A 25,079-nucleotide genomic window follows, 5' to 3' on the forward strand; every position below is an offset into this window, starting at 1 on the left:
TGCCGGGCACTGGCGTCACCTTTTCTTCCCGTGGGTGTGGCTGGACGGAAGCGCAGACGGCGACGCCTGCGGCTGCGGGGCCGTGGCCGCGGGGGGCGACGGGGCGCAGCGGGTGCGTGGAGTGTGGTGATCGAGCATCTCAGCCTGAGATTACCCGCCGGGACCGACATCAACATCAGACTTTCGCAGCACTTCGAAGCGCTTCGGAGCGGCGGGGCGCGGGCGGTGGCCCGGCGGTCCGGGACGGCGGGGCGCGGGCGGTGGCCGGGTGCTTGCGGTGGGTGATCGGGGCTGGTGGAAAACCCGGTGACGGTCGAACGGGTGTGCCGATAGCGTCTGCGCCGTGGCCAAGTTGAACCAGATCATCGCCGTGGAAAAGGGCGTCAAGTCGAAGTTCTTCCAGGAGCTCACGCAGTCCCACCAGGACCTGCAGAAGCCCGCCCTGCTGGCCGGCCTGTCCCGGACGTACCAGCCCAAGGACGAGGAGGGCGAGCAGCTGCCGCCGGAGTCCACCCGGGTGCAGGTGAAGGCCGAGGAGGTGCTGCGGGCGACCGCGGCGACGCTGACCCGGCTGTTCGACGTGACGGCCACCAAGGACTGGGCGAACACCGAGGCCCGGGCCGACGTGGTGGTCGACGGGCGGACGCTGGTGGCGGACGCGCCGGTGACGTACCTGCTCTTCCTGGAGAAGCAGCTGACCGACCTGCGGACGTTCGTCCGCAAGCTCCCGGTGCTGGACGCCGCGGAGTCCTGGTCGCTGGACGTGTCCACGGACGCGTGGAAGACCGAGGCGGTGCGGACGATCCGCACCAAGAAGGTGCCGCGCAACCACGTGAAGGCGGAGGCGACGGAGAAGCACCCGGCGCAGGTCGAGGTGTACTACGAGGACATCCCGGTCGGGTACTGGACGACCGTCAAGTTCTCGGGTGCGCTGCCGGCCCGGCGGGTCAACGAGTTGGTGGAGCGGGTGGAGAAGCTGCAGCAGGCCGTGCAGTTCGCCCGCGAGGAGGCCAACGGGGCGGAGGTCACCGACCGCCGGGTCGGCGACGCCGTCTTCGGCTACCTGTTCGGGTAGCCCCATGATCTCCCCCGGGTGAGACCGGGGGTGGCGCGAAGAGCGCAAGCTGACACTGAAGTTGAAGCTGACATCGGGACACGGTGGGGGTTCGAATCCCTCCCCCGGCACCATCGCGCCGGGGTGGCCCAAGCAGGCAGAGGCATCCCGTGAAACTCAGACTCTCGCTCAAGTCTCAGCATTCGCCGCCGAGCGCCGGATCGACCGGACGGGGCCAGTAGCGTCGGATGGGGGTTCGATTCCCTCCTGCGCCTCTTACGTGGCGCGGTAGCTTCAACGGTAAAGCAAACGCTGTGAGCATGATCACCGTCCTTAAACGTGCCGGTGCAGAGCAATTGGGTGGCAACCCAGGGGCCCGGGAGCTGGATACCGCTCCCGGGCCCCGTCACGTTCCGGCGGCCTTCCCCGGCGCGCCCGGCGGAAATCTCGCACAGGTGAACTGTTCACATCCCGAGTTGCAAATGTCTTCATGCGGTCGGTAGATCGCCGAGCAGCGATCCGAAAGCAGCCAGCTTCGAAGGATTCCGATCAACAGTCGGATGCGCTGCGATCCCGTTCCTACAGTCGTGCCACCGACCCGCGACGACAGGAGCACAGGCGATGGCCAATCTGGAGACCTCGCTCAAGGAAGCCATGACCATCGAGGGAGCCATCGGCGTGGCCCTGGTGGACTACGGCAGCGGCATGGCGCTGGGCACGCTCGGCGACGGGGGCGACATCGACCTGAACGTCGCCGCGGCCGCCAACACCGACCTGGTCCGGGCCAAGATGCGGGCGATGGAGATGCTCAACCTCCACGACGACGGCATCGAGGACATCCTGGTCACCCTGACCGGCCAGTACCACCTGATCCGGCCGCTCACCACGGCCGGCGGGCGGGGCCTGTTCCTGTACCTGGCGCTGGCCCGCAGCCGCTCCAACCTGGCGATGGCGCGGCACCAGTTGAAGCGGATCGAATCGACGCTGGAGGTCTGAGCGCGGGGCGGCGGCCCGCCCGCCGCCGGGAAGGGGAGGAAGCATGCCCGTACCGCTCTACCAGGCCAAGGCCGAGTTCTTCCGGATGCTCGGCCACCCGGTGCGCATCCGGGTGCTCGAACTGCTCCAGGCCGGACCGACGCCCGTCCGCGACCTGCTGCCCGAGTTCGACATCGAACCGTCCAGTCTCTCCCAGCAGTTGGCCGTCCTCCGCCGCGCCGGCCTGGTCACCGCGACCCGCGAAGGGTCCACCGTGGTCTACGCCTTGGCCGGCGCGGACGTCGCGGACCTGCTCCGCACCGCCCGCCGCATCCTCACCGAGCTGCTGGCCGACCAGCACCTGTTGCTGGAGGAGCTGCGCGCCGCCCGGTGAACCGGCAGCACCACGACGGGCACCACTCCCCAGGGGTCAGTGGTGCCCGTCGCCGTTCCCCGCCCGTCGTCCCCCCGTTCCCGGACTGCCGGGCTAACGGGTGATCAGGTGGGCCAGGCCGTCGGCGAGGCGGAGGTACTCGGCGGGGCGGTTGTAGAGCTGGGCGCTGATCCGGAGGATGCCGCCGCCGGGCCAGGGGCGGACCGCGATCCGGGTGTGCAGGGTGCGGCGGACGGCGACCATCAGGGCCTTGGCGGCGTGCTCGTCCTCGGCGACGCCCGGGGGGAGGCGGACGGTGCGCATGCCGAGGCCGGGGAGGGCGGGCAGGGCGCGCAGGCCGGTGCGTTCGACCAGGAGCTGCTGGCCGTGCGCGGCGAGCCGGTCGTTGTGCGCGCGCAGCTGTTCGGCGCCGATCCGCTCCAGCAGGGCGAACCCGGCGGGGGCGGCCAGCCAGGCGGTGTAGTCGAAGGTGCCGCGCCACTCGACCCGCCGGGGGAAGCCCCGGTCGTGCTCCCAGGAGAACATCAGCGGCCGCACCCGGGGCCGCCACTGCCGGTCGACGGCCAGCACGCCGGTGGCGCGCGGGGCGAACGCCCACTTGTGCAGGTTGCCGACCCAGAAGTCGGCCCCGCCGGCCGCGCCGCCCAGGTCGACGGGCAGCGCGCCGGGCGCGTGCGCGGCGTCCACCACCGTGATGACGCCGCGTTCGCGCAGCGCGGCGAGCAGCGCGGGGGTGGCGATCGCCCGGGCGGTGGGCGAGGTGACCAGGTCGAGGACGGCGACCCTGGTGCGCGGGGTGACGGCCGCCAGGACGCGTTCGGCCACCGTCTCCGCGTCGGGGGTGTGCGGGGAGAGCCGGACGCAGTGCACGCTCGCCCCGCTCTCGGCGGCCCGGCGCTCGGCGGCCCGGGTGACCACGCCGTAGCCGTGGTCGGTGACCAGGACCTGGTCGCCCTCGGCGAGCGGGACGGTGTCGAGCGCGACGGCGACGCCCTCGGTGACGTTGGTGATCAGGGCGAGCCGGTCGGGGTCGCCGCCGAGGGCGGCGGCGATCTGGTGGCGGGCTCGGCCGACCCGCTCGGGCGCCTCCAGGAAGAAGCCGTCCGGGTCGCGTTCCAGTTCGGCGCGGAGCCGGCCCTGCAGGCGCTGGACCGGTACCGGGACGGCCCCGTAGGAGCCGTGGTTGAGGTGCGCGACGCCCGGGTCGAGGCCGAACAGCGTACTGCTGCCCGGCAGCGGGGCGAACCGCTCCGGCCCGCCCGCACCGGTCTTCGCGTCCGCGCCCGGGTTCCCCGTGTTCGTCATCGCCACCCGCTCCATGTTGTGTGACATTTCACACTGCATACTTCTAGCCGAACCGCCCCTGGCACGGCAACCATCGGCGGGTGACTCACACCGACCCCTACCTCGAGCTGAGCGCCGCCACCGGCCGCTTCGGCTACGGCTCGCCCCGCGCCGTCACCCTCGCCGCCGACGCGAGCCGCGCCCTGTTCCTGCGCTCCACCGGGCCCACCGATCCGGTCGAGCGCCTGTGGCTGTACGACCTGACGACCCATCAGGAGCGCCTGGTCGCCGACCCCTCGGCGATCGACCCGGCCCGCACGGGGGCGGCCGCCGCACTGCCGCCGTTGGAGCGCCGACTGCGCGAGCGGATCAGGCTGTGGGCGCCCGGCATCGGCTCCTTCGCGGCCACCGCCGACCTCGGCACCGCCGTCTTCGCCCTCGACGGCCGGGTGTTCAGCTGCGCCACCGACACCGGCACCAGCACCGAACTCCCGGTGGTGGGAACCGCGTTCGACCCGCGCCCGAACCCGGCCGGCGACACCGTCGCGTACGTCGCGGACGGCGCCCTGCACCTGACCCCGGGCGGCCGGCTCAGCCCGGCGGACGGCGCGCTCTGGGGCGTGGCGGAGTTCGCCGCGCAGGAGGAGCTGGGCCGCACCCGGGGCCACTGGTGGGCACCGGACGGCAGCGCGCTGCTGGCCGCCCGGGTGGACGAATCCGCGCTGCCGCTGCGGCACTTCGCCGACCCGGAGCACCCGGAGCGCCCGGCCGAGTCCTTCGCCTACCCGCAGGCCGGCGGCCCGAACGCGGACGTCCAGCTCTGGGTGCTGCGGCTGGACGGCTCGGCGACGCAACTGCGCTGGGACAGCGCCGAGTTCCCGTACCTGACGGCGGCGGGCTGGGAGGGCGACGGCGAGCTGCTGCTGACCGTCGCGGACCGGCTGCAGCAGAACGTGCTGCTGCTGAGCGCCGACCCGGCGACCGGCGCCACCCGCGAACTGAGCCGCACCGTCGACGAGTTCTGGGTCGACCCGCTGCCCGGCACGCCGCTGCGGCTGGCCGACGGCCGGGTGCTGACCTCCGCCGACACCCCGGCCGCGCGCGGGGTCGCGCTGGACGGCAAGATCCTCACCGACGAGCGGCTCCAGGTCCGCCGGGTGGTCGGCCCGTGGCGGGACGGCCGGCTGCTGATCGAGGCGGGCGACGGCGACCCGGCCGACCAGCACGTGTTCCTGCTGGACCCGCACACCGGCGCGCTGGAGAAGCTCACCGCGGGCCCGGGCGTGCACGCGGTGGCCGCGCACACCGGGGAGGTGCTGCTGCTCACCTCGGCCTCGCTGGACGGCGTCCGGCGCGAGCTGCGGACCCCGGCCGGGAGCACCGACTTCCCCGACCTGGCGGCCGAACTCCCCTACCGGCCGCGGCCGTTGCTGTCCCGGGTGACCGAGCACGGGCTGCCCGCCGCGGTGCTGTACCCGCGCGGGCACGCGGCGGGCCGCAAGCTGCCGGTACTGCTGGACGTGTACGGCGGCCCGGGCTCCCAGGTGATCGCCAACGAGCCGCGCCGCTGGCAGCTCAAGCAATGGTGGGCCGACCAGGGCTTCGCCGTGGTGACGGTCGACAACCGGGGCACCCCGTTCGTCTCGCCGGACTTCACCCGGGCGATCTTCCGCCGCTTCTCGCAGGTGGCGCTCGACGACCAGGTGGCGGCCCTGCAGGCCCTCGGCGCCGCGCACCCGGACCTCGACCTGGCGCGGGTCGGCGTGCGCGGCTGGTCGTACGGCGGCTACTTCGCGGCGCTGGCGGTGCTGCGCCGCCCGGACGTGTTCCACGCGGCCTGCGCGGGCGCCCCGCCCACCGACTTCCGGCTGTACGACACCGCGTACACCGAGCGGTACCTGGGCCTGCCGCAGCAGAACCCGGCGGGGTACGCGGCGGACTGCCTGGTCGACGACGCGCCGAGGCTGTCCCGTCCGCTGCTGCTGATCCACGGCCTGGCGGACGACAACGTGCACCCCTCGCACACCCTGCGGCTCTCCTCGGCGCTGACCCGGGCGGGCCGGCCGCACAGCGTGCTGCCGCTGCCGGGTGTCAGCCACATGCTGCCCGACGGGGCGCTGGAGCGGGTCGCGGCGGCGGAACTCGCCTTCCTGCGGGAAAAGTTGGGCCTCCGCGACGAGTCGGCGCCGGCCCCTTCCCTGTAGCAGATGACATGTGAAATATTACCGCTCATTCCTTTGCCCATCCCTTAAAGGAGCGGGTCACTTGCGCAGACTCCCCACGGCCCTCATGGCCGCGCTGACAACCGGTGCGATAGCACTGACCGCCGTCCCGGCGTTCGCCCAACCCTCTTCCCCCACTGTCCGGTTGACGGCCGAGCAGGCGCCGGAGGGCCAGGAGGCCCCGCAGTCGCCGCTGCCGCCGCAGGAGAAGGCCCGGCAGGCGCTCACCGCGCAGGCGCTGGCCGAGGTCAACCAGGGCCGGGTCGCCAAGAACGGCAGGTCGGCGCCGGCCAGGGTGAAGGTCGGCAACGACTACGTCCAGCTGGCCAAGCAGCGCACCGACAAGGTGTTCGTGATCCTGGCCCAGTTCGGCGACCAGGTCGACACCACCACCCAGTACAACGGCCAGGCCCGCTACGGCGGCACCCCGGGCCCGCAGCACAACGCGATCCCGAAGCCGGGCAAGGACGACACGCACACCTACTGGGAGCGCGACTTCAGCCGCGACTACTACCAGAAGATGTTCTTCGACAGCACGCCCGGCGCGAACTCCCTGCGCAACTACTACCGGACCCAGTCCTCGGGCCGGTACGACGTCGAGGGCACCGTCACCGACTGGGTGACGCTGCCGTGGAACGAGGCCCGCTACGGCTCCAACAAGGGCCCGCAGGGCGGCGGTGCCTGGACCCAGGCGCAGGAGTTCGTCCGGGACGCGACCAAGGCCTGGTACGACGGCGAGATCGCCAAGGGCCGCACCGCGGCGGACGTCAAGGCGGAACTGGCGCAGTACGACACCCAGGACCGCTACGACTACGACAAGGACGGCAACTTCGACGAGCCGGACGGCTACCTCGACAACGTGATCGTGGTGCACGCCGGCGTCGACGAGACCTGGGGCGGCGGCGCGCAGGGCTCCGACGCCCTGTGGGCGCACCGCAGCTGGACCTTCCCGGACCCGTCCGGCCAGACCGGCCCGGCCGGGAACCGGATCGGCGGCGCGCCGGTCGGCGACACCGGCCTGTACGTCTACGACTACGTGCAGGCGGGCGAGAACAGCGGCGTGGGCCTCTTCTCGCACGAGTTCGGCCACAACCTCGGCCTGCCCGACCTGTACCCGACCACCGGCGGCGACAACTCCGTCAGCTTCTGGTCGCTGATGTCCTCGGCCTCGTACCTGGGCCGCGGGAAGAACACCACCGGCGAGTACCCGGGCGACCTGGACGCGTGGAGCAAGCTGCAGCTCGGCTGGCTCGACTACGACGAGGCGCAGGCCGCCACCCGCTCCAGCCACACCCTGGGCGTGAGCGGCTACCACACCGACCAGGCGCAGGCCGTCCTGGTGCACCTGCCGCCGAGCAGCACCACCACCACGCTGGCCACCCCGTTCGAGGGCGGCAAGCAGTGGTGGAGCGACACCGGCGACAACATGGACGCCTCGCTGGCGCGCACCGTGGACCTGACCGGCGCCGCCGGCCCGGCCGCCCTGGACGCGGCGACCTGGTACGACACCGAGCAGGACTACGACTTCCTCTCGGTGGAGGCCTCGGCCGACGGCGGCAAGACCTGGACGCCGCTGCACGGCACCGTCGACGGGCAGCCGATCGGCGACACCACGGCCCTCACCCCGGGCCTGAGCGGCAGCTCCAACGGCTGGCGGCAGCTGCACATCCCGCTCGACGCCTACCTGGGCAGCAGCGTGCAGGTGCGCGTCCACGTCACCTCGGACTCCAACACCCACGGCAAGGGCGTGCTGATCGACGCGGTCAAGCTGACCGCGGGCGGCGCGGTGCTGTTCGCCGACGGCGCGGAGAACGGCGGCGGCAGCGGCGGCGACAACGGCTGGGCGCAGGTCGGCTTCTCGGTCATCCAGGGCAAGGACGCGGTCAAGCAGCACCCGCGGGCGTACCTGGTGGAGAACCGCCGCTACACCGGCTACGGCGCCTTCCTGCAGACCGGCCCGTACAACTTCGGGTACTCGGGCGTCGCGGGCAAGACCAACGTGATCGACAACTACCCGTACCAGGAGGGCGTCCTGGTCTGGCTGTGGGACACCGCCTACGGCGACAACAACACGGTCGACCACCTCGGCGGCGGCCTGATCCTCCCGGTCGACGCCCGCCCGCAGGCCCAGCGCTTCGCGGACGGCACCGTCACCAACGGGCGGTCGCAGCCGTACGACGCGACCTTCTCGCTGAAGCCGACCACCGCGTTCACCCTGCACAAGGCGGGCGTGGCGACCAAGGTCCCGGCCAAGCCGGCGGTGCCGGTGTTCAACGACCGCACCGGGGTCTACACCGACCCGGCGATCCCGCAGCTCGGGGTGAAGGTGCCGGACACCAACACCAGGATCGAGGTGGTCCGCGAGACCCAGGGCGGCAAGCTCACCACCATCAAGGTGGGCCCGGCCTCCTGAGCCCGCGAACGATCCGACACTCCGGCGGCCGCCCGCTCGCCCAGGGCTTGTAAAGAGTTCTTTCTAAAGCTAGCTTTAGAACATGAGCGAGCAGTCGCCGGAGATCCGGCTCACCGATCCGCGCGCCCTGCGCGCGTACGCCCATCCGACCCGGATGGCCCTGGTGGGCCTGCTCCGCCGCGAGGGTCCGCTGACCGCGACCCGCGCGGCGGAGCTGCTCGGCACCGAATCGGTGGCGAGCTGCTCCTTCCACCTCCGCCAGCTCGCCAAGTACGGGCTGGTGGAGGAGGCGGGCGGCGGGCGCGGCCGGGAGAAGCCCTGGCGCGCCACCGCCGTCTTCACCAGCTGGGACGCCGCCCCCGCCGACCCCGAGCAGGCCGCCGCCACCGAGGGGCTGCAACGGGCCGTCCTGGACACCTACTTCGCCCGCGCCACCGAGTGGCTGGTGCGCCGCCCCGGCGACGCCCCCGAGTGGCGCGAGGCCGCCGGGTACGGCGACACCCTGCTCCACCTCACCGCCGCCGAACTCACCGAACTCGACCGGCGGATCGCCGAGTTGACACGCCCCTACCTGGACCGGGCGACCGACCGGGCACTGCGCCCGACCGGCTCCCGCCCGGTGCTGCTGGTCCAACTCGCCGTCCCGCTGGCCGAGTCCGCGCAGGCCGCGCAGGCCGAGCGCCCCGAGGAGCAGCCGTGACCGCCCTCGACACCCGCTCCGGCACCGGCCCCGCCGACACCCGCGCCGCCGGCCCGCTGCGCCGCCGGATACCCGAGCTGCTGCACGACCCGGCGTTCCGCCGCTACTGGACGGGGCAGACCGTCTCCTCGCTGGGCGACCAGGTCACCCTGCTGGTGATCCCGCTGATCGCGGCCACCGCACTGCACGCCGACGCCGCCCAGATGGGCTACCTGTCCGCCGCCGGCTACCTGCCCTACCTGCTGCTGTCGCTGCACGCGGGCGGCTGGGCGGACCGCTACGGGCACCGCCGCCGGATGATGATCGCCGCCGACCTGGGGCGGGCCGCGGTGCTGCTGACCGTCCCGTTCGCCTGGGGCGCGGGCCTGCTGACGCTCTGGCAGCTGTACGCGGCGGTGCTGCTGACCGGTGCGCTCTCGGTGCTGTTCAACGTCTGCAACCCGCCGCTGTTCGTCGCCCTGGTGCCCGCCGACCAGTACCTGCGCGGCAACGCGCTGATCAACGGCAGCCGGGCCGCGACCTACGTGGCGGGCCCCGGTCTCGGCGGCCTGCTGGTCCAACTGCTGGCCGCCCCGCTGACCCTGGTCGCGGACGCGCTCTCCTTCCTCGCCTCGGCGCTGTTCCTGCGCCGGATCGACCCGGTCGAGCCGCCGCCGGCCGCGTCCGGGAAGGGCTCGACCGCCGAGGGCATGCGCTGGATCCGCCGCGACCCGGTGATCCGGGCGGCGCTGCTCGGCACCGCCACCGTCAACCTGTTCACCTTCGTCGTCAGCGCCCTGTTCGTGCTCTACGCCACCCGTGAACTCGGCTTCAGCGCGGGCCTGTTGGGCGCGGTACTGTCGGCCGCGGCGGTCGGCACGCTGCTCGGCGCGGCGCTCACCGGGCGGCTGGCGGCCCGGATCGGCGTCGGCCCGGCCTTCCTGTTCGGCCTGGTGGCCTTCCCCGCGCCGCTGCTGCTGGTCCCGCTGGCGGGCGGCTCGACGGGCGGTGCGGCGCTGCTGTTCGGTGCCGAGTTCCTGTCCGGCATCGGCGTGATGATCCTCGACATCACGGCGGGCAGCATCTTCGCGGCCTGCATCCCGAACGCCCTGCGGTCCCGGGTCCAGGGTGCCTACCAGGCCGTCAACTTCGGTGTGCGGCCGGTGGGTTCGCTGCTGGGCGGTCTGCTCGGCAGCACCCTGGGCCTGCGGCCGGCGCTGTGGATCGCGGCGGTCGGGGCGGTCGCCTCGGGCCTGTGGGTGCTGTTCTCGCCGATCCCGCGGATGCGCGAGCTGCCCGAGCCGGAGCCCGCGCCCGAAGCCGCTCCCGCACCGGCCGGGAGCACCGGCACCGGAACCTGACGGGGCCTCAACCGGCCGGGCACCCTAGCGCATTCGCGCATATGCCCGAGGGATATGCCGGAAAGTCTCGCCCTCCCGGGGTGCCCCCGGTAGCGTAGCGTCCTGGTCAGACTACCGCAGGTGAGCGCGGTGGCAGCGACGCGCCGTGCCCGCCCGCACGGTGGGGAGGGAACGCGGTACGTGCCCGGGATCGAGGAGTGCCTTGCCGAAGCCATGGGGATCACCGGCGCCCTGGGGGTCAGCCTGGTCGACTGGACGAACGGCCTGGCGATAGGGACCGCCGGACTCGGCCCCGACGGCGACCACGAGGTCGGGGCGGCCGACGCCACCGAGCTCGCCCGCGCGGTCACCCAGACCCCCTCGTTCGCCGACCCGGACACCGGGGCCCCGCCCGCCGAGGACGTCATCGTCACCTCGGCGGGCAACTACCACCTGCTGCGCTTCGTGCCCGCGTCCTTCGAGGCCAACGTCTTCCTCTACCTGCGGCTCGACCGGGAGGCCGGCAACCTGGCGATGGCCCGGCTGCGGCTCGCGGCGATCGCCGACCGGCTGGTGCTCTCGTGACCGGGCCCGCCGACACTCTCGCCCCGCCCCTGGAGGCGCCGACGGCGCCGACCGCGGTGGCACCTCCCGCCGTGCTCCCGGTCCTGCCGGTGCTGCCCGTCCCGCCCCGGCCGACGCTGCCGCCCGCGCTACCGCCTTCGGTGTCGTTCCCGGTGCCGCCGGGGGTGCCGCCGCTGCTGGTGGCCTCCCCGGTCGCCGCGACCCAGCTCTCCCCCGCCGCACGGCAGTTCGACCCCGATCCGGTCGCCGAACGGGCGTCCGTCGAACGGCCCCGGGCCCGGCGGACGCACGCCGCCCCGCTGCCGCGCCGCCGCCGCTCCAGCTGCGCGCCCGCCACCACCTTCGAGGCCGCGCTGACCGACCTGGCCGCGGAGGGCGCCACCGGCGCGCTGCACGGCCCGGACGGCGCGGTGCACCTGGCGGGCGGCCTGGTGGTGCACGCCGAGTCCCCGCACGCCGCCACGGTGGGCCACCTGCTGGTCGGCGCGGGCCGGATCGCGGTGCGGGACTGGGACGACGCCCTGCTGCCGGGCGCGGGCCGGCTCGCCGAGCACCTGCTCGACCGCGGCCTGGTCGGCGCGGGCGAGCTCGAACTCGCCCGGCTGGCCGCGACCCTGGACGGTGCGCAGGACGCGCTCGCCCAGCACGGCGGCGAGCTGCGCTTCGACCCGGCGGCCCGCCCGGCGTTCCGGCTCTCCCGCCCGCTGTCGGTGCTGGAGCTGCGCGGCGCGGTGGGCCGCCGCCGGGCCCTGCTGGACGCCTGCTGGCCGTCCGCCGAGCTGGACCGGGCCCCGCTGCTGCCCACCGGCAGCGCGCCGACCCGCCGCATCGCGGTGCCGCACCGCCGCCGGCAGGCGCTGCTGGCGGCGGCGGACGGCTCCCGGACGGTGCCCGAGCTGGCCCGGCTGCTGGGGCGCTCCACCTTCGGCACGCTGCTGGACGTCCGGCAGCTGGCCGCGGCCGGGCTGCTGACGGCCCGGCCGTCGGCCCCCGCCGCCTTCGACCCGCCCCCGGCCGCCGTACCGGAGCCCGCGCCGCCGGCGGCGCCGCTGCCCGAGGTGCTGCTGCCGCCCGGTCCGCGCTCCTACGACCCCTCGGACCCGGAGGTGGGCCTGCTGCTCCGACTACGCGCCGCTCTGGAGGCTCTGTGACATGTCCGATCACCCGTCCCTGCCCACCCGTCCCGTCATGAAGCGCACGTTCCGCCAGCTGACCGCGCGGCGGCCCTCCGGGTTGCCGGAGGCCGAGGTGCAGGCCGAGCTGCGCGGCCTGCGGGCGCGCGTCCCGCACCTGACCGGCTCGCTGGTCGCCACCACCGACGGGCTGGTGGTGGCGCACGACACCGCGGCGCTGGAGGCGGAGAGCGTGGCCGCGCTGACGGCCGCCGCGCTCGGCGTGGGCGCGCGGCTCACCGAGGCGACCGGGCAGGGCGCCTTCCGGGAGCTGATCACCCGCGGCGAGCGCGGCTACACGGCGACGTACGCCGCGGGCGCGTACACCGTGCTGACCCTGCTGGCCGGTGCGCAGGCCAATGTCGGCCGGCTGCACCTGGAGGCCCGCCGGGCCGGGGTGCGGATAGCCGCCCTGGCCGGCCCGGACCTGGACCGGACGCCCTCCTGAGCTCCGACTCCACCCCCGCCGGCCTCTCCCCCACTGTCCCATCCGTTCGAGGCACCCGCAGGCCGCGAGACCTGACGGGTCGTCAGTTCCTTTCCAGAAAGAGGTACTCGGAGAAAATGACTACTGTCGAAACCGCGCTCAAGGACATCATGGGCGGCATCGAGGGGACCATCGGCGTCGCGCTGGTCGACTACAACAGCGGGATGGCGCTGGGCACCATCGGCGGCGGCCCGGACCTGGACCTGAACGTCGCGGCGGCGGGCAACACCGACGTGGTGCGGGCCAAGCTGCGCGCCATGGAGCTGCTCAACCTGAACGAGGCGATCGAGGACATCCTGATCACCCTGTCCAGCCAGTACCACCTGATCCGCCCGCTGACCTCCCGCACCGGCAAGGGCCTGTTCCTGTACCTGGCGCTGGACCGGAACCGGGCCAACCTGGCGATGGCCCGGCACCAGCTCAAGCGGATCGAACCGGAGTTGGAGGTCTGACGGGCGGGCCGGTCCTCAGCGGCGCAGGGTGAGCAGACCCCCGGTGGGGACCCGGACGGAGAGTTCGGTGCCGCCGACCGGGGTCTGCGCCCGGGCGACGGTGCCGCCGAGGCAGTCCTGCACCAGCAGGTCGACGGTGCCGGGGGCGCGGTCGAACCCGATCCGGACCAGGGTGTCCTGGTCGGCGTTGGCGACCAGCAGCAGCTCCCACTCCCCCGCGGCCCGGACCGGCAGCGGGGCGTAGCGGCCGAAGGCCAGCTGTGCGCCGCGTCGGGCCTCGATCAGGGGGTAGGCCAATTCGGGTCGGTGCGGGCGGAGTTCGCCGCGCTGGAGCAGGTCGAGGTGTTCCTTCATGACGCCCAGCCAGAAGGCGACGGCGGCGAGCCGGTCGGGGTGCTGGGCGCCGAGGTCGACGGAGACCTGGGCGGTGGCGAACAGCACCGACTGGAGCAGGACGGCGACCTGTTCGGGGCTCTCGTCGGGGTGCCAGGTCAGCGGGTCGGCGTGCACGGCGAGCGGGCCGGCGGTGAGTCGCAGGTCGGCGGTGCGGACCCGGTTCTCGACGGCGCTGTGCGGGCAGTCGGTGGCCCGGACCATGTCGGCGTAGGGCCACAGGCCGGGGCCCATGTAGTCCTGGCGGTGTTCGATCAGGACGTCGGGGCGGGTGGCGCGGAGCCGGGTGTCGAGGGCGGCGAGGAGTTTCCGCACGCCTTCGGCGACGGTGGCGCAGTCCGCTTCCGGGGAGGTGGTGTGGGGGGCGGCGCCGGGCTGGGGCTTGCGGGCGAAGGTGTCGATGAAGTCGACCTTGAGGCCGTCGACGCCGTGTTCCTCGACGGCGGCGGCGAGCCGGTCGACCTGGTGGGCGCGGACGGTGGGGCTGCGCGGGTCGAGCAGGAAGGTCTCCAGCAGCGGCAGGTGGGCGAGGGTGTGCCCGGCCAGCAGTTTCGCGGCTTCGCTGCGGTCGCCGACGAACGGGATCGCGTGCCAGAGCAGGTAGTTGAGGCCGAGGTCCTGGACGCGGCGGACGTGGGCGGCGAAGTCGGGGAAGTCCCGGGGCGCGGGCCGCCAGTCGCCGGTGGTGGCGTAGGAGCGGGTGCGTTCGTCGGTCTGCCAGCCGTCGTCGACGATCAGGGTGCGGAAGCCGAGCGGGGCGGCGAGGGCGGCGAGCCGTTCGACGTCGGCGGAGGTCATCGCCAGGTGCAGGGCGTACCAGGTGCAGAAGACCGGTGCGAAGGCGGCGGCGGGGACGGTGCGGACGGGGGCGAGGCCGGCCCACCAGTCGGCGCACTCGCGGACGGTGTCGGCGAAGTGGCGGCCGCTCAGGTCGAGGCGGAGGGCGAGGGTCGGGCCGTCGTGCTCGACCCACCAGCTGAACCGGCCGGTCTCCTCGACGGCGCCCTCGCCGATGGTGACGGGTCGGACGAGTTCGCCGACGGCGAAGGTGCACAGGGCGCCGTCGCCGGGGCCGACCAGGCTGCCGACGGGGGCGCCCTTGGGCAGTGAGGCTTCCCGGGGCAGCGCCCAACTGGGGGGTAGCCAGCTGGTGTTGGTGTGGGGTGTCCAGTAGCCGGTGGCGCCGGTGCAGGGCAGGTGCCATTCGATGCGCAGCCGGGTGTCCGGGCCGGTGGCGGCGGCCTCAACCAGCAGGACGCCGGGGGTGCCGGTGGCGGTGACGGTGACGGCGGGGGCCGTGTCGCTGCCGATGGCGGTGACGCGGAGGGCGAGCGGCCCGGCCTCGACGGTGCGGGTGGTCTCGGTCCGGCCGGACGACGGCGCGGAGCCGTCCCAGGACAGCGCGGTCACGCGGTGGTTCCTTTCGCGGGGCCCGCGGGCGCGCAGGGCCCGGGGCGCGGGGTGGGCCCGCCCCGGCCGGCCGCGGAAGCGGTCGAACGGCCGGTCGGGGCGGGGGCGTTGGGGCGGGGGCCGGTGTCGGTGTGCCGCTCAGCGGCGGAGCGGGCCCTCGCAGGTGTAGTCGGCGCTGCCGGCCTGTCCGCCGGTCCAGACGTCGACCTTGCCGAACCAGCAGTTCATGTCGTCGAGGTTGTTGGCGACGCCCTTGGTGCGGGTCAGGACGAAGTAGTCGACGGTGGCGGACATGTCCTTGAACACCCGGTCCGGGTTGCCGGCGTCGGACAGGTTGGCGGTGATCCGGCCGGTGCAGACGAAGCGCATCGGCTTGTTGTCCCAGTCGCCGTTGTCGGTGCAGTCCGGGGTGTTGTAGGTGGCCTTGGCGAACGCCGCCCGGACCTCGGCCGGGTAGGCGTACTGGAGGTATCCGTTCGGGGTGAAGTCGGTCTTGGGGACGGTAAGTTGGTCGACCTGCTTGATCTGGGCGTCGAGGAACGCGGAGTACTCGGCGTTCAGGTTGCGGTCGGCGCCGAGGCGGGTGCGCCAGGCGTCGAAGCCGGCCGGGTCGTCGGCGCGCTGGTGGCCGTACATCTCGCGCAGCAGCGACGGGTGGGCGGTCCAGAGGAACTCGAAGAAGGTGCCGGCGTAGTTGTAGAAGTGGAAGGCCGGGGTGTCGTCGTAGCGGGCGTGCAGCAGTTGGTCGACGGTCATCCGGGGGATGCCGGCCGCCTCGTCGCGGGCGAGGGCGGCGACCAGGGCCCGGCGGACGGCGATGCCCTGGTCGCGGGTGGCGCCGTCGAAGAACTCGGCGGTGCCCTCGTCCATCGCGGTGGTCCGGTCGTTCGCGTACCAGCGCGGGTCGCCGAAGTAACCGGGCACCGCCCAGCGGCCGTTGAGGTAGTGCACGTACTCGTGCCGGAACAGTTCCTCCAGCGTCAGGTACGACTCGGCGGGGGTGCGCTGGTAGGTGTAGAAGGTGGCGCCCCGCTCGATGTAGATGCCGCCGTTGTTGGTGGCCATCCCGGTGAGCAGGGGGTGGTAGACCTCGTAGTCGGAGCGGGTCGCGTAGAGGTGGATGTGCAGGGTGTCGTTGGTGTCGCCGGCCAGCGGGGCATCGGTGCCCAGGACCCGGAAGAACTGGGTCTTGACCTGCTTGCTGGCATAGTACATCCGGTCGACGGTGGCCTTGTCGAGGGCGGTGTGCACCTCGATGGCGCCGTTGTCGTACCTGTAGGTCTGCGGGAAGAGCCGGGCTTCGATCGTGTCGGTGCAGACGTCGTACTGGGCGCAGACCTGGTAGGTGTTGGCCCAGCCGACGACCTTGATCCACGGGCCGGTGGAGGTGCCGAAGGTGGTCCCGGTGTCGGTGAGCAGGGCGCCGATCTCGCCGGTGATCTGCGCCGTCAGGGCGTCGATCTGCCCGAACCGGCCGTACTCGCCCATGGCGTCGCGGGCCACCCACTCGTTCGGGGTGCCCTTCAGGTACCCGGCGGTGGCGAAGCCGCGCAGCAGGCCGCGGAACTCGGCGTCCGCGGTGACGGCGGAGACGTACGCCCGGTCGCGGTTGCCGATGCCGAGGAAGTTCGCGGTGAGCGGGGCCAGCGCGCCGCCGCCCCACTGCGGGACGGCCACCAGCGGGCTGCCCGGGCCGAAGTGCGACAGGATCTGCTTGAACAGCGGCAGGTTGTGCTCGCGGATCCCGGTGGCGCCCGCGACGATGCCCAACTCGCGCATCACCAGGCCGGCTTCGGGCGTCGCGTCGAAGGCGCGGCCGCCCGCGAGGTGGGCGTCGATCGCCGCCTGGACGGCGGCGGTGGTCGGCGCGGCGGTCAGGTCGATCGAGTCCTGGGTGAAGTCGTGGAAGACGGCGGCGTGCAGGAAGTACCAGAGCTGGTACAGGTTCGGGTCGTTCGCCGCGGCCAGGCTCTGCGCCTTCGCGGCGACCGCCTGGACGTGCGCCGGGTCCATGGTGGTCGCGAACCGGGCGTCCCAGGTCCACAGGATCGCGCCGAGGCAGCTCTCGGTGACGGCCGGGTCGGCCAGGAAGTCGGCCAGGCCCTGCGGGGACAGGCCGGTGATGCCGTTCAGGTCGCAGGAGACGCCGGCCGCGGTCGTCGCGGCGGCGCCGGTCGGCCCCGACTCGGCTGCCGCGGGTGCCGGTTGACCGATCCTCGCGGGCAGCGCCCCGGGGATCCGGTTGCCGTCCAGGACACCGCCGCCGGGCGCGGGCGCGGCGGTGCCGGTCCGCTCGGTCGCCGAGCCGAGGTGCGCGACCTCGTCGTAGGCCCCGCGCCCGGCGGGGGCGGCGACGGGTGCGGGCGCGGGGGCGGCCGTGACGGCGGGGAGGGCCTGGGCGCTCTGGGCGCTCTGCAGGACGGGCAGGGCGAGCGTGGCGGCGACGGCCGTGGCCAGCAGGGTCTTTCGGGTCGGGCGCATGGTGGGGGCTCCATGGTCGGGACGGGGTGGGGGGTTGCAGGGGCGCGGGCAACCCGGCGGCCCGGAAAGCTTGTTGACGCTTCGTCAGATTGCTTTTCGGGCAAGGCCGTTCGGGTGGTCGACCGCACCCCTGCCGGGTCCGCTACGCCTCGGGGAAGTGGCAGGCGACCTGGCGGGTGGGGGTGTGGGGGGTGAGCAGCGGCGCCTCGGTCCGGCAGAGTGCCTGGGCCTTGGGGCAGCGGGGGTGGAAGGTGCAGCCGCTCGGCGGGTTGGCGGGGCTGGGCGGGTCGCCGAGCAGGACGATGCGTTCGCGGGCGCGTTCGGCGGCCGGGTCGGGCAGCGGGACGGCGGAGAGCAGCGCCTTGGTGTAGGGGTGCGCGGGGCGGTCGTAGACCTGCTGCTTGTCGCCGATCTCGACGATCTGGCCGAGGTACATGACGGCGACCCGGTGGCTGATGTGCTTGACCACGGCGAGGTCGTGCGCGATGAACACGTAGGCGACGCCGAGTTCGCGCTGGAGGCGTTCCATCAGGCCGACGATCTGGGCCTGGATGGAGACGTCGAGCGCGGAGACGGGTTCGTCGGCGACGACCAGTTCGGGGCGGGTGGCGAGGGCGCGGGCGATGCCGATCCGCTGGGCCTGGCCGCCGGAGAACTGGTGGGGGTAGCGCTCCAGGTGTTCGGGGGCGAGGCCGACCAGCCGGACCAGGTCGCGGACCTCGGCCCGGATCTTCTCGGTGCTCGCGCCCTGGGCGCGCAGCGGGGCGCCGATGATCTGCTGGACGGTCTGCCGGGGGTTCAGCGAGGCGAACGGGTCCTGGAAGATCATCTGGAACTTGCCGCGCAGTGGCCGGAGCCGGCCCTGCGGGGTGCGGGTGATGTCCTGGCCGCGGAAGCGGACGGTGCCGGCGGTGGGGTCGAGCAGACGGACGAGCATCCGTCCGGTGGTCGACTTGCCGCAGCCGGATTCGCCGACCAGGCCGAGGGTCTCGCCGGGGCGGACGTCGAAGGTGACGCCGTCGACGGCGCGGACGCCGGGGAGGCGGCGCAGGGTGCCGCGGGCGCCGGGGAAGGTCATGCCGAGGTCCTGGACGCTGAGCAGGGCGTCGGGGGTGCGGCCGTCGGCGGGTCCGGTGGTGACGGCGGTCTCGGTGGTCATGCGGTCACCTCATCGAGGACGCAGGCGCTGCGGTGGCCGAGGTCGACGATGCGCAGCGGGGGCCGTTCGCCGGTGCAGCGGGCGTCCTGCTTGGCGGCGTGGACGGCGCAGCGGGGGTGGAAGGCGCAGCCGGCGGGCGGGGCGAGCAGGGAGGGCGGGCTGCCGGGGATGGAGCGCAGTTCGGTGTCGTCCCCGGCGTCGAGGCGGGGCAGCGAGTCGAGCAGGCCGCGGGTGTAGGGGTGCCGGGGGTGGGCGAACAGGGTGTCGGCGGTGGCCTGTTCGACGGCGGAGCCGCCGTACATGACGAGGACTTCGTCGGCGACCCGGGCGATGACGCCGAGGTCGTGGGTGATCAGGACGATGCCGAGTCCGCGTTCCTGCTGGAGGCGGACGAGGAGTTCGAGCACCTGGGCCTGGACGGTGACGTCGAGGGCGGTGGTGGGTTCGTCGGCGATGATCAGGTCGGGTTCGCAGGACAGTGCGAGGGCGATCATGGCGCGTTGGCGCATGCCGCCGGAGAACTGGTGCGGGTACTCCTGGGCGCGGCGGGCGGGTTCGGGGATGCCGACGTCGCCGAGGACGTCGACGGCGCGGGCCAGGGCCTGCTTGCGGGTGCCGCCGAAGTGCTGCCGGTAGGCCTCGGCGATCTGGTCGCCGACGGTGAAGTAGGGGTGCAGGGCGGTGAGGGCGTCCTGGAAGACCATCGCCATCTTCCGGCCGCGGAGCCGGCGCAGTTGCTCGTCGCCGGCGCCGATGAGTTCGGTGCCGTCGAGCCGGGCGGAGCCGGTGACGGTGGCGCCGCGGTGCAGGCCCATGACGGCGAGGGAGGTGACGGACTTCCCGGAGCCGGATTCGCCGACGATGCCGAGGGTGCGGCCGCGTTCGACGGTGAAGTCGACGCCCTTGACGGCGTGGACGGTGCCTTCGGCCGTGCGGAAGCGGACCTGGAGGTCCTCGACGGCCAGCAGGGGTTCGGTCATGCGAGCCTCGCCCGGGGGTCGATCCAGGCGTAGACGAGGTCCACGACCAGGTTGGAGCTGACGATGAAGAAGGAGGCGAGCAGGGTCACGCCCATGATCACCGGTTGGTCGGACTTGTTGAGCGAGTCGGCGAAGAGCTTGCCGACGCCGGGGAGGCTGAACATGGACTCGGTGATGAGGGCGCCGGCCAGCAGTCCGCCGAGGTCCATGCCGAGCATGGTGGCGACGGGGGTGAGGGCGGGGCGCAGGCCGTGCTTGCCGACGACGCGGCGTTCGGGCAGTCCCTTGGCGCGGGCGGTGCGGACGTACGGTTCGGCCAGCGTCTCGATGACGGAGTTGCGGGTCATCCGGGCGTAGATGGCGGCGTACAGCAGGGCGAGGGTGATCCAGGGGAGAATCAGGTGGCTGAGCCATTCGCCGGGGTTCTCGGTGAAGGCGACGTAGCCGGGGTTCATCGGGAGTCCGAGTCCGACGACGCACAGGTAGAGCAGGATCATCGCGGTGAAGTAGACCGGCAGGGCGGCGATGCCGATGGTGCCGACCATCAGGGTGCGGTCGAGCCAGCTGCCGCGGCGCAGGGCGGAGACGACGCCGGTGCCGACGCCGAGGACGAGCCAGAGCACGGCGGCGCCGAGGGCCATGGCGACGCTGGTGGGCAGCCGGTCCATCATCAGGTCCCAGACGGGCTGGGCGGATTGGAAGGAGTAGCCGAAGCAGGGGAAGCCGCAGTGCACGGCGTACTGGCCGGTGCCCATGGTCTGGCCGGCGAAGATGCCGACCAGGTAGTGCCAGAACTGGACGATCAGGGGGTCGGCGAGGCCGAGTTGCTGCCGGACGAGTTCGATCCGGTCGGCGGAGCAGTCCTTGCCGCAGAACTGGGCGGCGGGGTCGCTGGGCAGCAGGTAGAAGACGGTGAAGGTGAGCGCGCAGATGACCAACAGGGTGGCGGCCATCGCGGCGAGCCGGCGGAGCAGGAATCCGATCACGTCCGGCTGCCCTTCGGGTCGAGCGCGTCGCGCAGCGCGTCGCCGACCAGGGTGAAGGCCAGGACCACCAGGAACAGGCAGGCGCTGGGCAGGATGAAGAACATCGGGTCGACCTTGTAGTAGAGCACCGCGTCGGAGATCATCTGACCCCAGGACGGGGTCGGCGGGCGGATGCCGACGCCGAGGTAGGTCAGGGCCGCCTCGGTGCCGATCAGGCCGGGGATGGCGAGGGTGACGTAGACGATGACGGTGCCGGTGAGGTTGGGCAGGATCTCGCCGAACAGGATGCGCCGGTCGGTGGTTCCGCTGGCGCGGGCGGCCTCGACGTACTCGCGGTGCTTGAGCGAGAGGGTCTGGCCGCGGACGACGCGGGCGATGTAGGGCCAGGAGAAGACCGACATCACGCCGATGAGCAGGGCGACCCGGTTGACGTCCCGGGCGACCGAGAGCAGCGCGATCATGAAGATCAGGCTGGGGAAGGACATCATGACGTCCATGAAGCGGCTGATCACGGCGTCGACGCGGCCGCCGAAGTAGCCGGCGGTGATGCCGAGGACGGTGCCGATCAGGGTGATCAGCAGGGCGGCGCTGAAGGCCACGAACAGGCTGATCTGGGCGCCGTAGAGCAGGCGGGCGAAGATGTCGCGGCCGAGCAGGGGTTCGACGCCGAGCCAGTGCTTGGGGCCGATGCCGCCGAAGTCGCCGCGGGGCAGGCCGCCGAGGTAGGGGTCGATGGACTTCTTGTCGAGGGTGTCCGGTTCGGTACCGCTGATCGCGGTGAGCACGGGGGCGAGGACGGCGGCCAGGACGAAGAAGACGATGATGCCGAGGCCGAGCTGCGCGGTGCGCCGGCGTCGGACGGTGCGGAGGGCGAGGGCCCAGGGGGAGGCGGGGGCGGCGGGGGCCTTCTCGGGGGCCTCCGGGGCCCCCGCTCCCCCGGCCGGGGCCGGGGCGAGCGGGGTGGTCATGGTGAACTACCGCCTCACTTCACGGACTTGAGGCCGATGACCGCGTAGTCGATCTGGCCAGCCCAGACCGGGTGGGCGAAGGCGCCGGCCACGTTGGAGCCGACCAGCAGCGGCTTCTTGGCCCACACCAGCGGGACGGCGGGCGACTTCTCCATGATCTTCGCGTCGAGCTCCAGCCAGGCGGTGTTGGCCTTCTGCAGGTCGGACAGGCCGGCGATCCGGTCGAGTTCGGCGTTGGTCTCCGCGTCGTTGAAGCGGGTCATGTTGCCGTTGTTGCCCTTGTCGCGGATCAGGCGGCCGTCGTAGATCATCGGCAGGAAGGTGGCGGCCGACGGGTAGTCGGGACACCAGCCGAGCTGGGCGAGGCCGGGCTGCTTGTCCTTGTCGCCGACGATGGAGTTGACGGCGGTCGGGTCGACGGTGGTGATGGTGACGTTGATGTTGACCCGCTTAAGGGCGGCCTGGAGCGCCTCGGCCTGCTGCTTGCCGCCGGTGGAGGTGACCATCTCGGTGTCGAAGCCGTTCGGGAAGCCCGCCTCGGTGAGCAGCTGCTTCGCCTTCTCCGGGTCGCCGGCCGGCTTGATCATGTAGTGGTCGACGGGGGCGCCGGAGGTGAGCACCGGCGGCAGGTAGGTGGTGGCGACGTCGTTGAACGCGGGGCCGCCCATCGAGGCGGCGAAGGACTCCTTGTCGACCGCGAACTGCAGTGCCCGGCGGACCTTCGGGTTGTCGAAGGGCGCCTTGGTGTTGTTCATGTCGAGCATGGTGGTGCAGCCGGCGTTCTCGCTGATCAGGCGGGCCTTGACGTCCGGGTTGGTGAGCACCTCGGAGATCTTCGCGGGCAGCAGGTCGACGTAGGAGATCGCGTTCTTGTCCTCGCCCTGGTCGGCGATCAGGCGGTCGCCGATGCCGCCGCTCTTCAGGGTCTGGTCGACGACGATCTTGTCCGGGTAGGCCTTGCGGACGGTGTCGGAGGCCGGGTCCCAGTTGGTGTTGCGGACCAGCACCATGCGCTTGCCCCGGTCGTAGCTCTCGATCTTGTACGGGCCGGAGGAGACCGGGTGGTTGGAGTAGTTGGCGCCGGTCTCCTTGGCCTTCGGCACGGGGGCGAAGGTGGGGAGGGTGACGGTGTAGCCGAACTCGGCGACCGGGCGCTTGAGGTGGAAGACGATGGTCTTGGCGTCGGGGACCTCGATGGAGTCCTTGCCGAGGCGCTCGCCGCCCAGCGGGCCCTTGTAGGTGTCGGCGCCGGCCAGGTAGCGCACCGCGTAGTCGGGGCCGCCGGCCAGTTCGGCGGAGAACGAGCGCTCGACGTTGTACTTGATGTCGTCGGCGACGATCGGGGTGCCGTCCTCGTACTTGAGGCCGTCCTTCAGGTGGAAGGTCCAGGTCTTGGCGCCGTCGCTCGGGGTGCCGAGGTCGGTGGCCAGGTCGGGCTCGATCTTCAGGCCCTCGGCGCCCGGGGCGGCCTTGAAGGTGGTGAGCGTGCGGTAGAGCATCCGGACGCCGACGTCCATCACCGGCATGGTCCAGTTGCGGGCCGGGTCGAGCTGGTCGAAGTCCTGGTTGGACAGGATGGTGAGGGTGCCGCCCTTGACCGGCGTGCCGCCGATGATGCCGTTGCCCTGGGTGGTCACACCCTTCTCGCCGCCGGTGTCGCCGCTGTTGTCGCTGGTGCTGCTGCAGGCCCCGAGACCGAGGGAGAGGGAAGTCGCGATGGCCGCCGCGAGGGCGGCGTGGGTACGCCTGTTCATGTGCAACTCCGGAAGTGGGGGCCGCTCAACGGGGAATCCGTTCCGCCGGGGTCTGGCCCGCTCTGAGGTGTGACCCGTAACATAGTAATGTGAAATTGCACTGCGCAACGAGGCGGCCGGACTGTTACCGAGCCGTGTCATTGCCGCTCTCCGGCAGCCAAGTGCCTTTCCCGTCAACCGAGTTGCCCGCGCAGCCCTCCTGAGGTGCCCGCGCAGCCACCCCGGGACGGACCGCCCGTCCGCCCGGCGCCAGCGGCCCGGCCGCCCGCCGGACCACCGAACAGACCACCGAACAGACCACCGAACAGACCAGGTCAGAGGAGCCCCCGACGATGGCCGACCAGCCCACGCTGAACACCGGAAGCCACGACCTCCCCGTCACCCCCGCCCTGGAGGCCTTCATGGCCGGGCAGTGGGCCGCCACCCCGCTGCCCGCCGACGAACGCGTCCCTGGCTACGCCTTCTTCCCGGCCCGCCGGGCCAGGCTCGCCGCCGCCTTCCCCGGCGAGCGGCTGCTGGTCCCCGCCGGGCAGTTGAAGGTCCGCAGCAACGACTGCGACTACCGCTTCCGCCCCTACAGCGGCTACGCCCACCTCACCGGCCTCACCGGCGAGGAGCAGGTCGGCCACGTCCTGGTGATCGAGCCCGACGGCGAGCCCGTCCTCTACCTGCGCCCCCGCTCCGACCGGTCCGGCGGCTCCGCCGAGTTCTACCGCGACCGCCGCTACGGCGAGTTCTGGGTCGGCCGGCGCGCCGACCTCGCCGAGGCCGCCCAGCTCACCGGTCTGCGCACGGCCCACCTCGACGACCTGCCGAAGCTGTTCACCGGCTCCGTCCCGACCCGGATCGTCTCCGGCGTCGACCCCGTCCTCGACGCACTGGCCGGCCGGCCCGCCGCCGCGTCCGCCGTCCTCGACGGGCAGTTCGCCGCCGCGCTCTCCGAACTGCGCCTGGTCAAGGACGCCTGGGAGATCGAACAGCTCCAGCTCTCCGTCGACCACACCACCCGCGGCTTCGAGGACGTCGTCCGCGCGCTGCCCGCCGCGCTGCGCCACCACCGCGGCGAACGCTGGCTGGAGGGCGCGTTCGACGCCCGGGCCCGCGCCGAGGGCAACGGCACCGGCTACGAGACCATCGTCGCCTCCGGCGCGCACGCCTGCGTCCTGCACTGGATCCGCAACGACGGCCCGCTGAACCCCTCCGAACTGCTGCTGCTCGACGCCGGCGTGGAGACCGACACCCTCTACACCGCCGACATCACCCGCACCCTCCCGCTCTCCGGCACCTTCACCCCCGCCCAGCGCGACGTCTACGAACTCGTCCTCGCCGCCCAGTCCGCGGGCATCGCCACCCTCCGCCCCGGCGCCTCCTTCCGCGACTTCCACCGGGCCGGCATGCGCGTCATCGCCGAGGGCCTGGCCGAATGGGGCCTGCTCCCGGTCTCCGCCGAGGAGGCCCTCCAGGACGACTCCGGCCTCTACCGCCGCTACACCCTCTGCGGCAGCGGCCACATGCTCGGCCTCGACGTGCACGACTGCGCGAAGGCGCGCGCCGAGACCTACCTGGACGGCGTCCTCGAGGAGGGCATGGTCCTCACCGTCGAACCCGGCCTCTACCTCCAGCCCGACGACCTCACCCTCCCCGCCGAACTCCGCGGCATCGGCATCCGGATCGAGGACGACCTCGTCATCACCTCCGACGGAGCCCGCCTCATGTCCAACGCCCTCCCCCGCGACCCCGCCGCCATCGAATCCTGGATGGCCACCCTCCTCCCCTGACCCCACCCCCCGGGGGGCGCCCCCCACGGACTCCCCTCCGCAGGGGCGCCCCTCCCCTCACCCCCCACGACGCTACGCGGCGAGCCCACGCGCAGCGCGTCCTCCCACCCCAC

At 72.9% G+C, this 25,079-nt stretch carries 20 protein-coding genes; 12 read left to right on the plus strand and 8 right to left on the minus strand.

The genetic code is table 11. From position 1 onward, the window contains the following. Nucleotides 1–343 precede the first annotated feature (343 nt). The 3 genes from ACIOHG_RS13585 to ACIOHG_RS13595 all read left to right on the plus strand — a co-directional run bounded on the left by ACIOHG_RS13585 (nucleotide 344) and on the right by ACIOHG_RS13595 (nucleotide 2,423). The gene (locus tag ACIOHG_RS13585) at nucleotides 344–1,075 is read left to right on the plus strand and encodes a hypothetical protein (RefSeq protein WP_400949326.1); all 732 of its coding nucleotides are present in this window, start codon (nucleotides 344–346) and stop codon (nucleotides 1,073–1,075) included. 600 nt (nucleotides 1,076–1,675) lie between these two features. Beyond that, nucleotides 1,676–2,050 carry a hypothetical protein gene (locus tag ACIOHG_RS13590; protein ID WP_400949328.1) on the plus strand — a complete coding sequence of 125 codons (375 nt, stop codon included), beginning with the start codon at nucleotides 1,676–1,678 and terminating at the stop codon, nucleotides 2,048–2,050. A gap of 43 nt (nucleotides 2,051–2,093) precedes the next feature. Next, the gene (locus ACIOHG_RS13595; RefSeq protein WP_400949329.1) at nucleotides 2,094–2,423 is read left to right on the plus strand and encodes an ArsR/SmtB family transcription factor; all 330 of its coding nucleotides are present in this window, start codon (nucleotides 2,094–2,096) and stop codon (nucleotides 2,421–2,423) included. Between the two features lie 93 nt (nucleotides 2,424–2,516). Here ACIOHG_RS13595 and ACIOHG_RS13600 read toward each other — a convergent pair whose 3' ends face one another. Further along, nucleotides 2,517–3,755, minus strand: a complete 1,239-nt coding sequence (locus tag ACIOHG_RS13600) for an aminotransferase class V-fold PLP-dependent enzyme (protein ID WP_400949332.1) — start codon at nucleotides 3,753–3,755, stop codon at nucleotides 2,517–2,519. 53 nt (nucleotides 3,756–3,808) lie between these two features. Here ACIOHG_RS13600 and ACIOHG_RS13605 point away from each other — a divergent pair, with 53 nt between their 5' ends. The 8 genes from ACIOHG_RS13605 to ACIOHG_RS13640 all read left to right on the plus strand — a co-directional run bounded on the left by ACIOHG_RS13605 (nucleotide 3,809) and on the right by ACIOHG_RS13640 (nucleotide 13,057). After that, nucleotides 3,809–5,911, plus strand: coding sequence for a prolyl oligopeptidase family serine peptidase (locus tag ACIOHG_RS13605; protein ID WP_400949334.1), 2,103 nt, complete (start codon nucleotides 3,809–3,811; stop codon nucleotides 5,909–5,911). Nucleotides 5,912–5,996: 85 nt separating this feature from the next. Next, entirely contained in the window at nucleotides 5,997–8,342 is a 2,346-nt protein-coding gene (locus ACIOHG_RS13610; RefSeq protein WP_400949336.1) for an immune inhibitor A domain-containing protein, read from the plus strand. A gap of 82 nt (nucleotides 8,343–8,424) precedes the next feature. After that, complete coding sequence (locus tag ACIOHG_RS13615; RefSeq protein WP_400949338.1) at nucleotides 8,425–9,042, plus strand: winged helix-turn-helix domain-containing protein; 618 nt, start codon at nucleotides 8,425–8,427, stop codon at nucleotides 9,040–9,042. Beyond that, entirely contained in the window at nucleotides 9,039–10,382 is a 1,344-nt protein-coding gene (locus tag ACIOHG_RS13620) for an MFS transporter (RefSeq protein WP_400949341.1), read from the plus strand. The genes ACIOHG_RS13615 and ACIOHG_RS13620 overlap by 4 nt, the downstream gene beginning before the upstream one ends. Nucleotides 10,383–10,562: 180 nt before the next feature. Next, nucleotides 10,563–10,946 carry a hypothetical protein gene (locus tag ACIOHG_RS13625; protein WP_400949344.1) on the plus strand — a complete coding sequence of 128 codons (384 nt, stop codon included), beginning with the start codon at nucleotides 10,563–10,565 and terminating at the stop codon, nucleotides 10,944–10,946. Then, nucleotides 10,943–12,097: a hypothetical protein gene (locus ACIOHG_RS13630; protein ID WP_400949346.1), complete on the plus strand. Its 1,155-nt coding sequence runs from the start codon at nucleotides 10,943–10,945 to the stop codon at nucleotides 12,095–12,097. The genes ACIOHG_RS13625 and ACIOHG_RS13630 overlap by 4 nt, the downstream gene beginning before the upstream one ends. Before the next feature lie 37 nt (nucleotides 12,098–12,134). Next, on the plus strand, nucleotides 12,135–12,566 hold the full coding sequence (locus ACIOHG_RS13635) for a roadblock/LC7 domain-containing protein (RefSeq protein WP_400949947.1): 432 nt from the start codon (nucleotides 12,135–12,137) through the stop codon (nucleotides 12,564–12,566). 116 nt (nucleotides 12,567–12,682) lie between these two features. Next, nucleotides 12,683–13,057 (plus strand): hypothetical protein, encoded by a 375-nt coding sequence (locus ACIOHG_RS13640; protein ID WP_400949349.1) that lies wholly within the window; start codon nucleotides 12,683–12,685, stop codon nucleotides 13,055–13,057. A gap of 15 nt (nucleotides 13,058–13,072) precedes the next feature. Here the strand turns inward: ACIOHG_RS13640 and ACIOHG_RS13645 are convergent, their stop codons facing one another. The 7 genes from ACIOHG_RS13645 to ACIOHG_RS13675 all read right to left on the minus strand — a co-directional run bounded on the left by ACIOHG_RS13645 (nucleotide 13,073) and on the right by ACIOHG_RS13675 (nucleotide 23,188). Beyond that, complete coding sequence (locus ACIOHG_RS13645; protein WP_400949351.1) at nucleotides 13,073–14,860, minus strand: glycoside hydrolase family 36 protein; 1,788 nt, start codon at nucleotides 14,858–14,860, stop codon at nucleotides 13,073–13,075. A gap of 138 nt (nucleotides 14,861–14,998) precedes the next feature. Further along, nucleotides 14,999–17,341: a collagenase gene (locus ACIOHG_RS13650; RefSeq protein WP_400949354.1), complete on the minus strand. Its 2,343-nt coding sequence runs from the start codon at nucleotides 17,339–17,341 to the stop codon at nucleotides 14,999–15,001. Between the two features lie 142 nt (nucleotides 17,342–17,483). Further along, the gene (locus tag ACIOHG_RS13655) at nucleotides 17,484–18,500 is read right to left on the minus strand and encodes an ABC transporter ATP-binding protein (protein WP_400949357.1); all 1,017 of its coding nucleotides are present in this window, start codon (nucleotides 18,498–18,500) and stop codon (nucleotides 17,484–17,486) included. Next, nucleotides 18,497–19,480, minus strand: a complete 984-nt coding sequence (locus tag ACIOHG_RS13660) for an ABC transporter ATP-binding protein (protein ID WP_400949360.1) — start codon at nucleotides 19,478–19,480, stop codon at nucleotides 18,497–18,499. Before ACIOHG_RS13660 ends, ACIOHG_RS13655 begins: the two co-directional genes overlap by 4 nt. Beyond that, nucleotides 19,477–20,466 carry an ABC transporter permease gene (locus tag ACIOHG_RS13665; RefSeq protein ID WP_400949363.1) on the minus strand — a complete coding sequence of 330 codons (990 nt, stop codon included), beginning with the start codon at nucleotides 20,464–20,466 and terminating at the stop codon, nucleotides 19,477–19,479. The genes ACIOHG_RS13660 and ACIOHG_RS13665 overlap by 4 nt, the downstream gene beginning before the upstream one ends. Further along, nucleotides 20,463–21,434, minus strand: a complete 972-nt coding sequence (locus ACIOHG_RS13670; RefSeq protein ID WP_400949366.1) for an ABC transporter permease — start codon at nucleotides 21,432–21,434, stop codon at nucleotides 20,463–20,465. The genes ACIOHG_RS13665 and ACIOHG_RS13670 overlap by 4 nt, the downstream gene beginning before the upstream one ends. 14 nt (nucleotides 21,435–21,448) lie before the next feature. Continuing rightward, the gene (locus ACIOHG_RS13675) at nucleotides 21,449–23,188 is read right to left on the minus strand and encodes an ABC transporter substrate-binding protein (RefSeq protein WP_400949368.1); all 1,740 of its coding nucleotides are present in this window, start codon (nucleotides 23,186–23,188) and stop codon (nucleotides 21,449–21,451) included. 332 nt (nucleotides 23,189–23,520) lie between these two features. Between ACIOHG_RS13675 and ACIOHG_RS13680 the strand changes: the two genes are divergently transcribed. Next, nucleotides 23,521–24,966: an aminopeptidase P family protein gene (locus ACIOHG_RS13680; RefSeq protein ID WP_400949370.1), complete on the plus strand. Its 1,446-nt coding sequence runs from the start codon at nucleotides 23,521–23,523 to the stop codon at nucleotides 24,964–24,966. Nucleotides 24,967–25,079 lie beyond the last annotated feature (113 nt).

The sequence above is a fragment of the Kitasatospora sp. NPDC088134 genome (assembly GCF_044741705.1).
GTDB lineage: Bacteria > Actinomycetota > Actinomycetes > Streptomycetales > Streptomycetaceae > Kitasatospora.

Coding starts and splice junctions, on each gene's coding strand:
- ACIOHG_RS13590 (WP_400949328.1), top strand. CDS start 1,676: ATGGCCAATCTGGAGACCTCGCTCAAGGAAGCCATGACCATCGAGGGA.
- ACIOHG_RS13595 (WP_400949329.1), top strand. CDS start 2,094: ATGCCCGTACCGCTCTACCAGGCCAAGGCCGAGTTCTTCCGGATGCTC.
- ACIOHG_RS13600 (WP_400949332.1), bottom strand. CDS start 3,755: ATGTCACACAACATGGAGCGGGTGGCGATGACGAACACGGGGAACCCG.
- ACIOHG_RS13610 (WP_400949336.1), top strand. CDS start 5,997: ATGGCCGCGCTGACAACCGGTGCGATAGCACTGACCGCCGTCCCGGCG.
- ACIOHG_RS13615 (WP_400949338.1), top strand. CDS start 8,425: ATGAGCGAGCAGTCGCCGGAGATCCGGCTCACCGATCCGCGCGCCCTG.
- ACIOHG_RS13635 (WP_400949947.1), top strand. CDS start 12,135: ATGAAGCGCACGTTCCGCCAGCTGACCGCGCGGCGGCCCTCCGGGTTG.
- ACIOHG_RS13640 (WP_400949349.1), top strand. CDS start 12,683: ATGACTACTGTCGAAACCGCGCTCAAGGACATCATGGGCGGCATCGAG.
- ACIOHG_RS13650 (WP_400949354.1), bottom strand. CDS start 17,341: ATGCGCCCGACCCGAAAGACCCTGCTGGCCACGGCCGTCGCCGCCACG.
- ACIOHG_RS13655 (WP_400949357.1), bottom strand. CDS start 18,500: ATGACCACCGAGACCGCCGTCACCACCGGACCCGCCGACGGCCGCACC.
- ACIOHG_RS13660 (WP_400949360.1), bottom strand. CDS start 19,480: ATGACCGAACCCCTGCTGGCCGTCGAGGACCTCCAGGTCCGCTTCCGC.
- ACIOHG_RS13670 (WP_400949366.1), bottom strand. CDS start 21,434: ATGACCACCCCGCTCGCCCCGGCCCCGGCCGGGGGAGCGGGGGCCCCG.
- ACIOHG_RS13675 (WP_400949368.1), bottom strand. CDS start 23,188: ATGAACAGGCGTACCCACGCCGCCCTCGCGGCGGCCATCGCGACTTCC.
- ACIOHG_RS13680 (WP_400949370.1), top strand. CDS start 23,521: ATGGCCGACCAGCCCACGCTGAACACCGGAAGCCACGACCTCCCCGTC.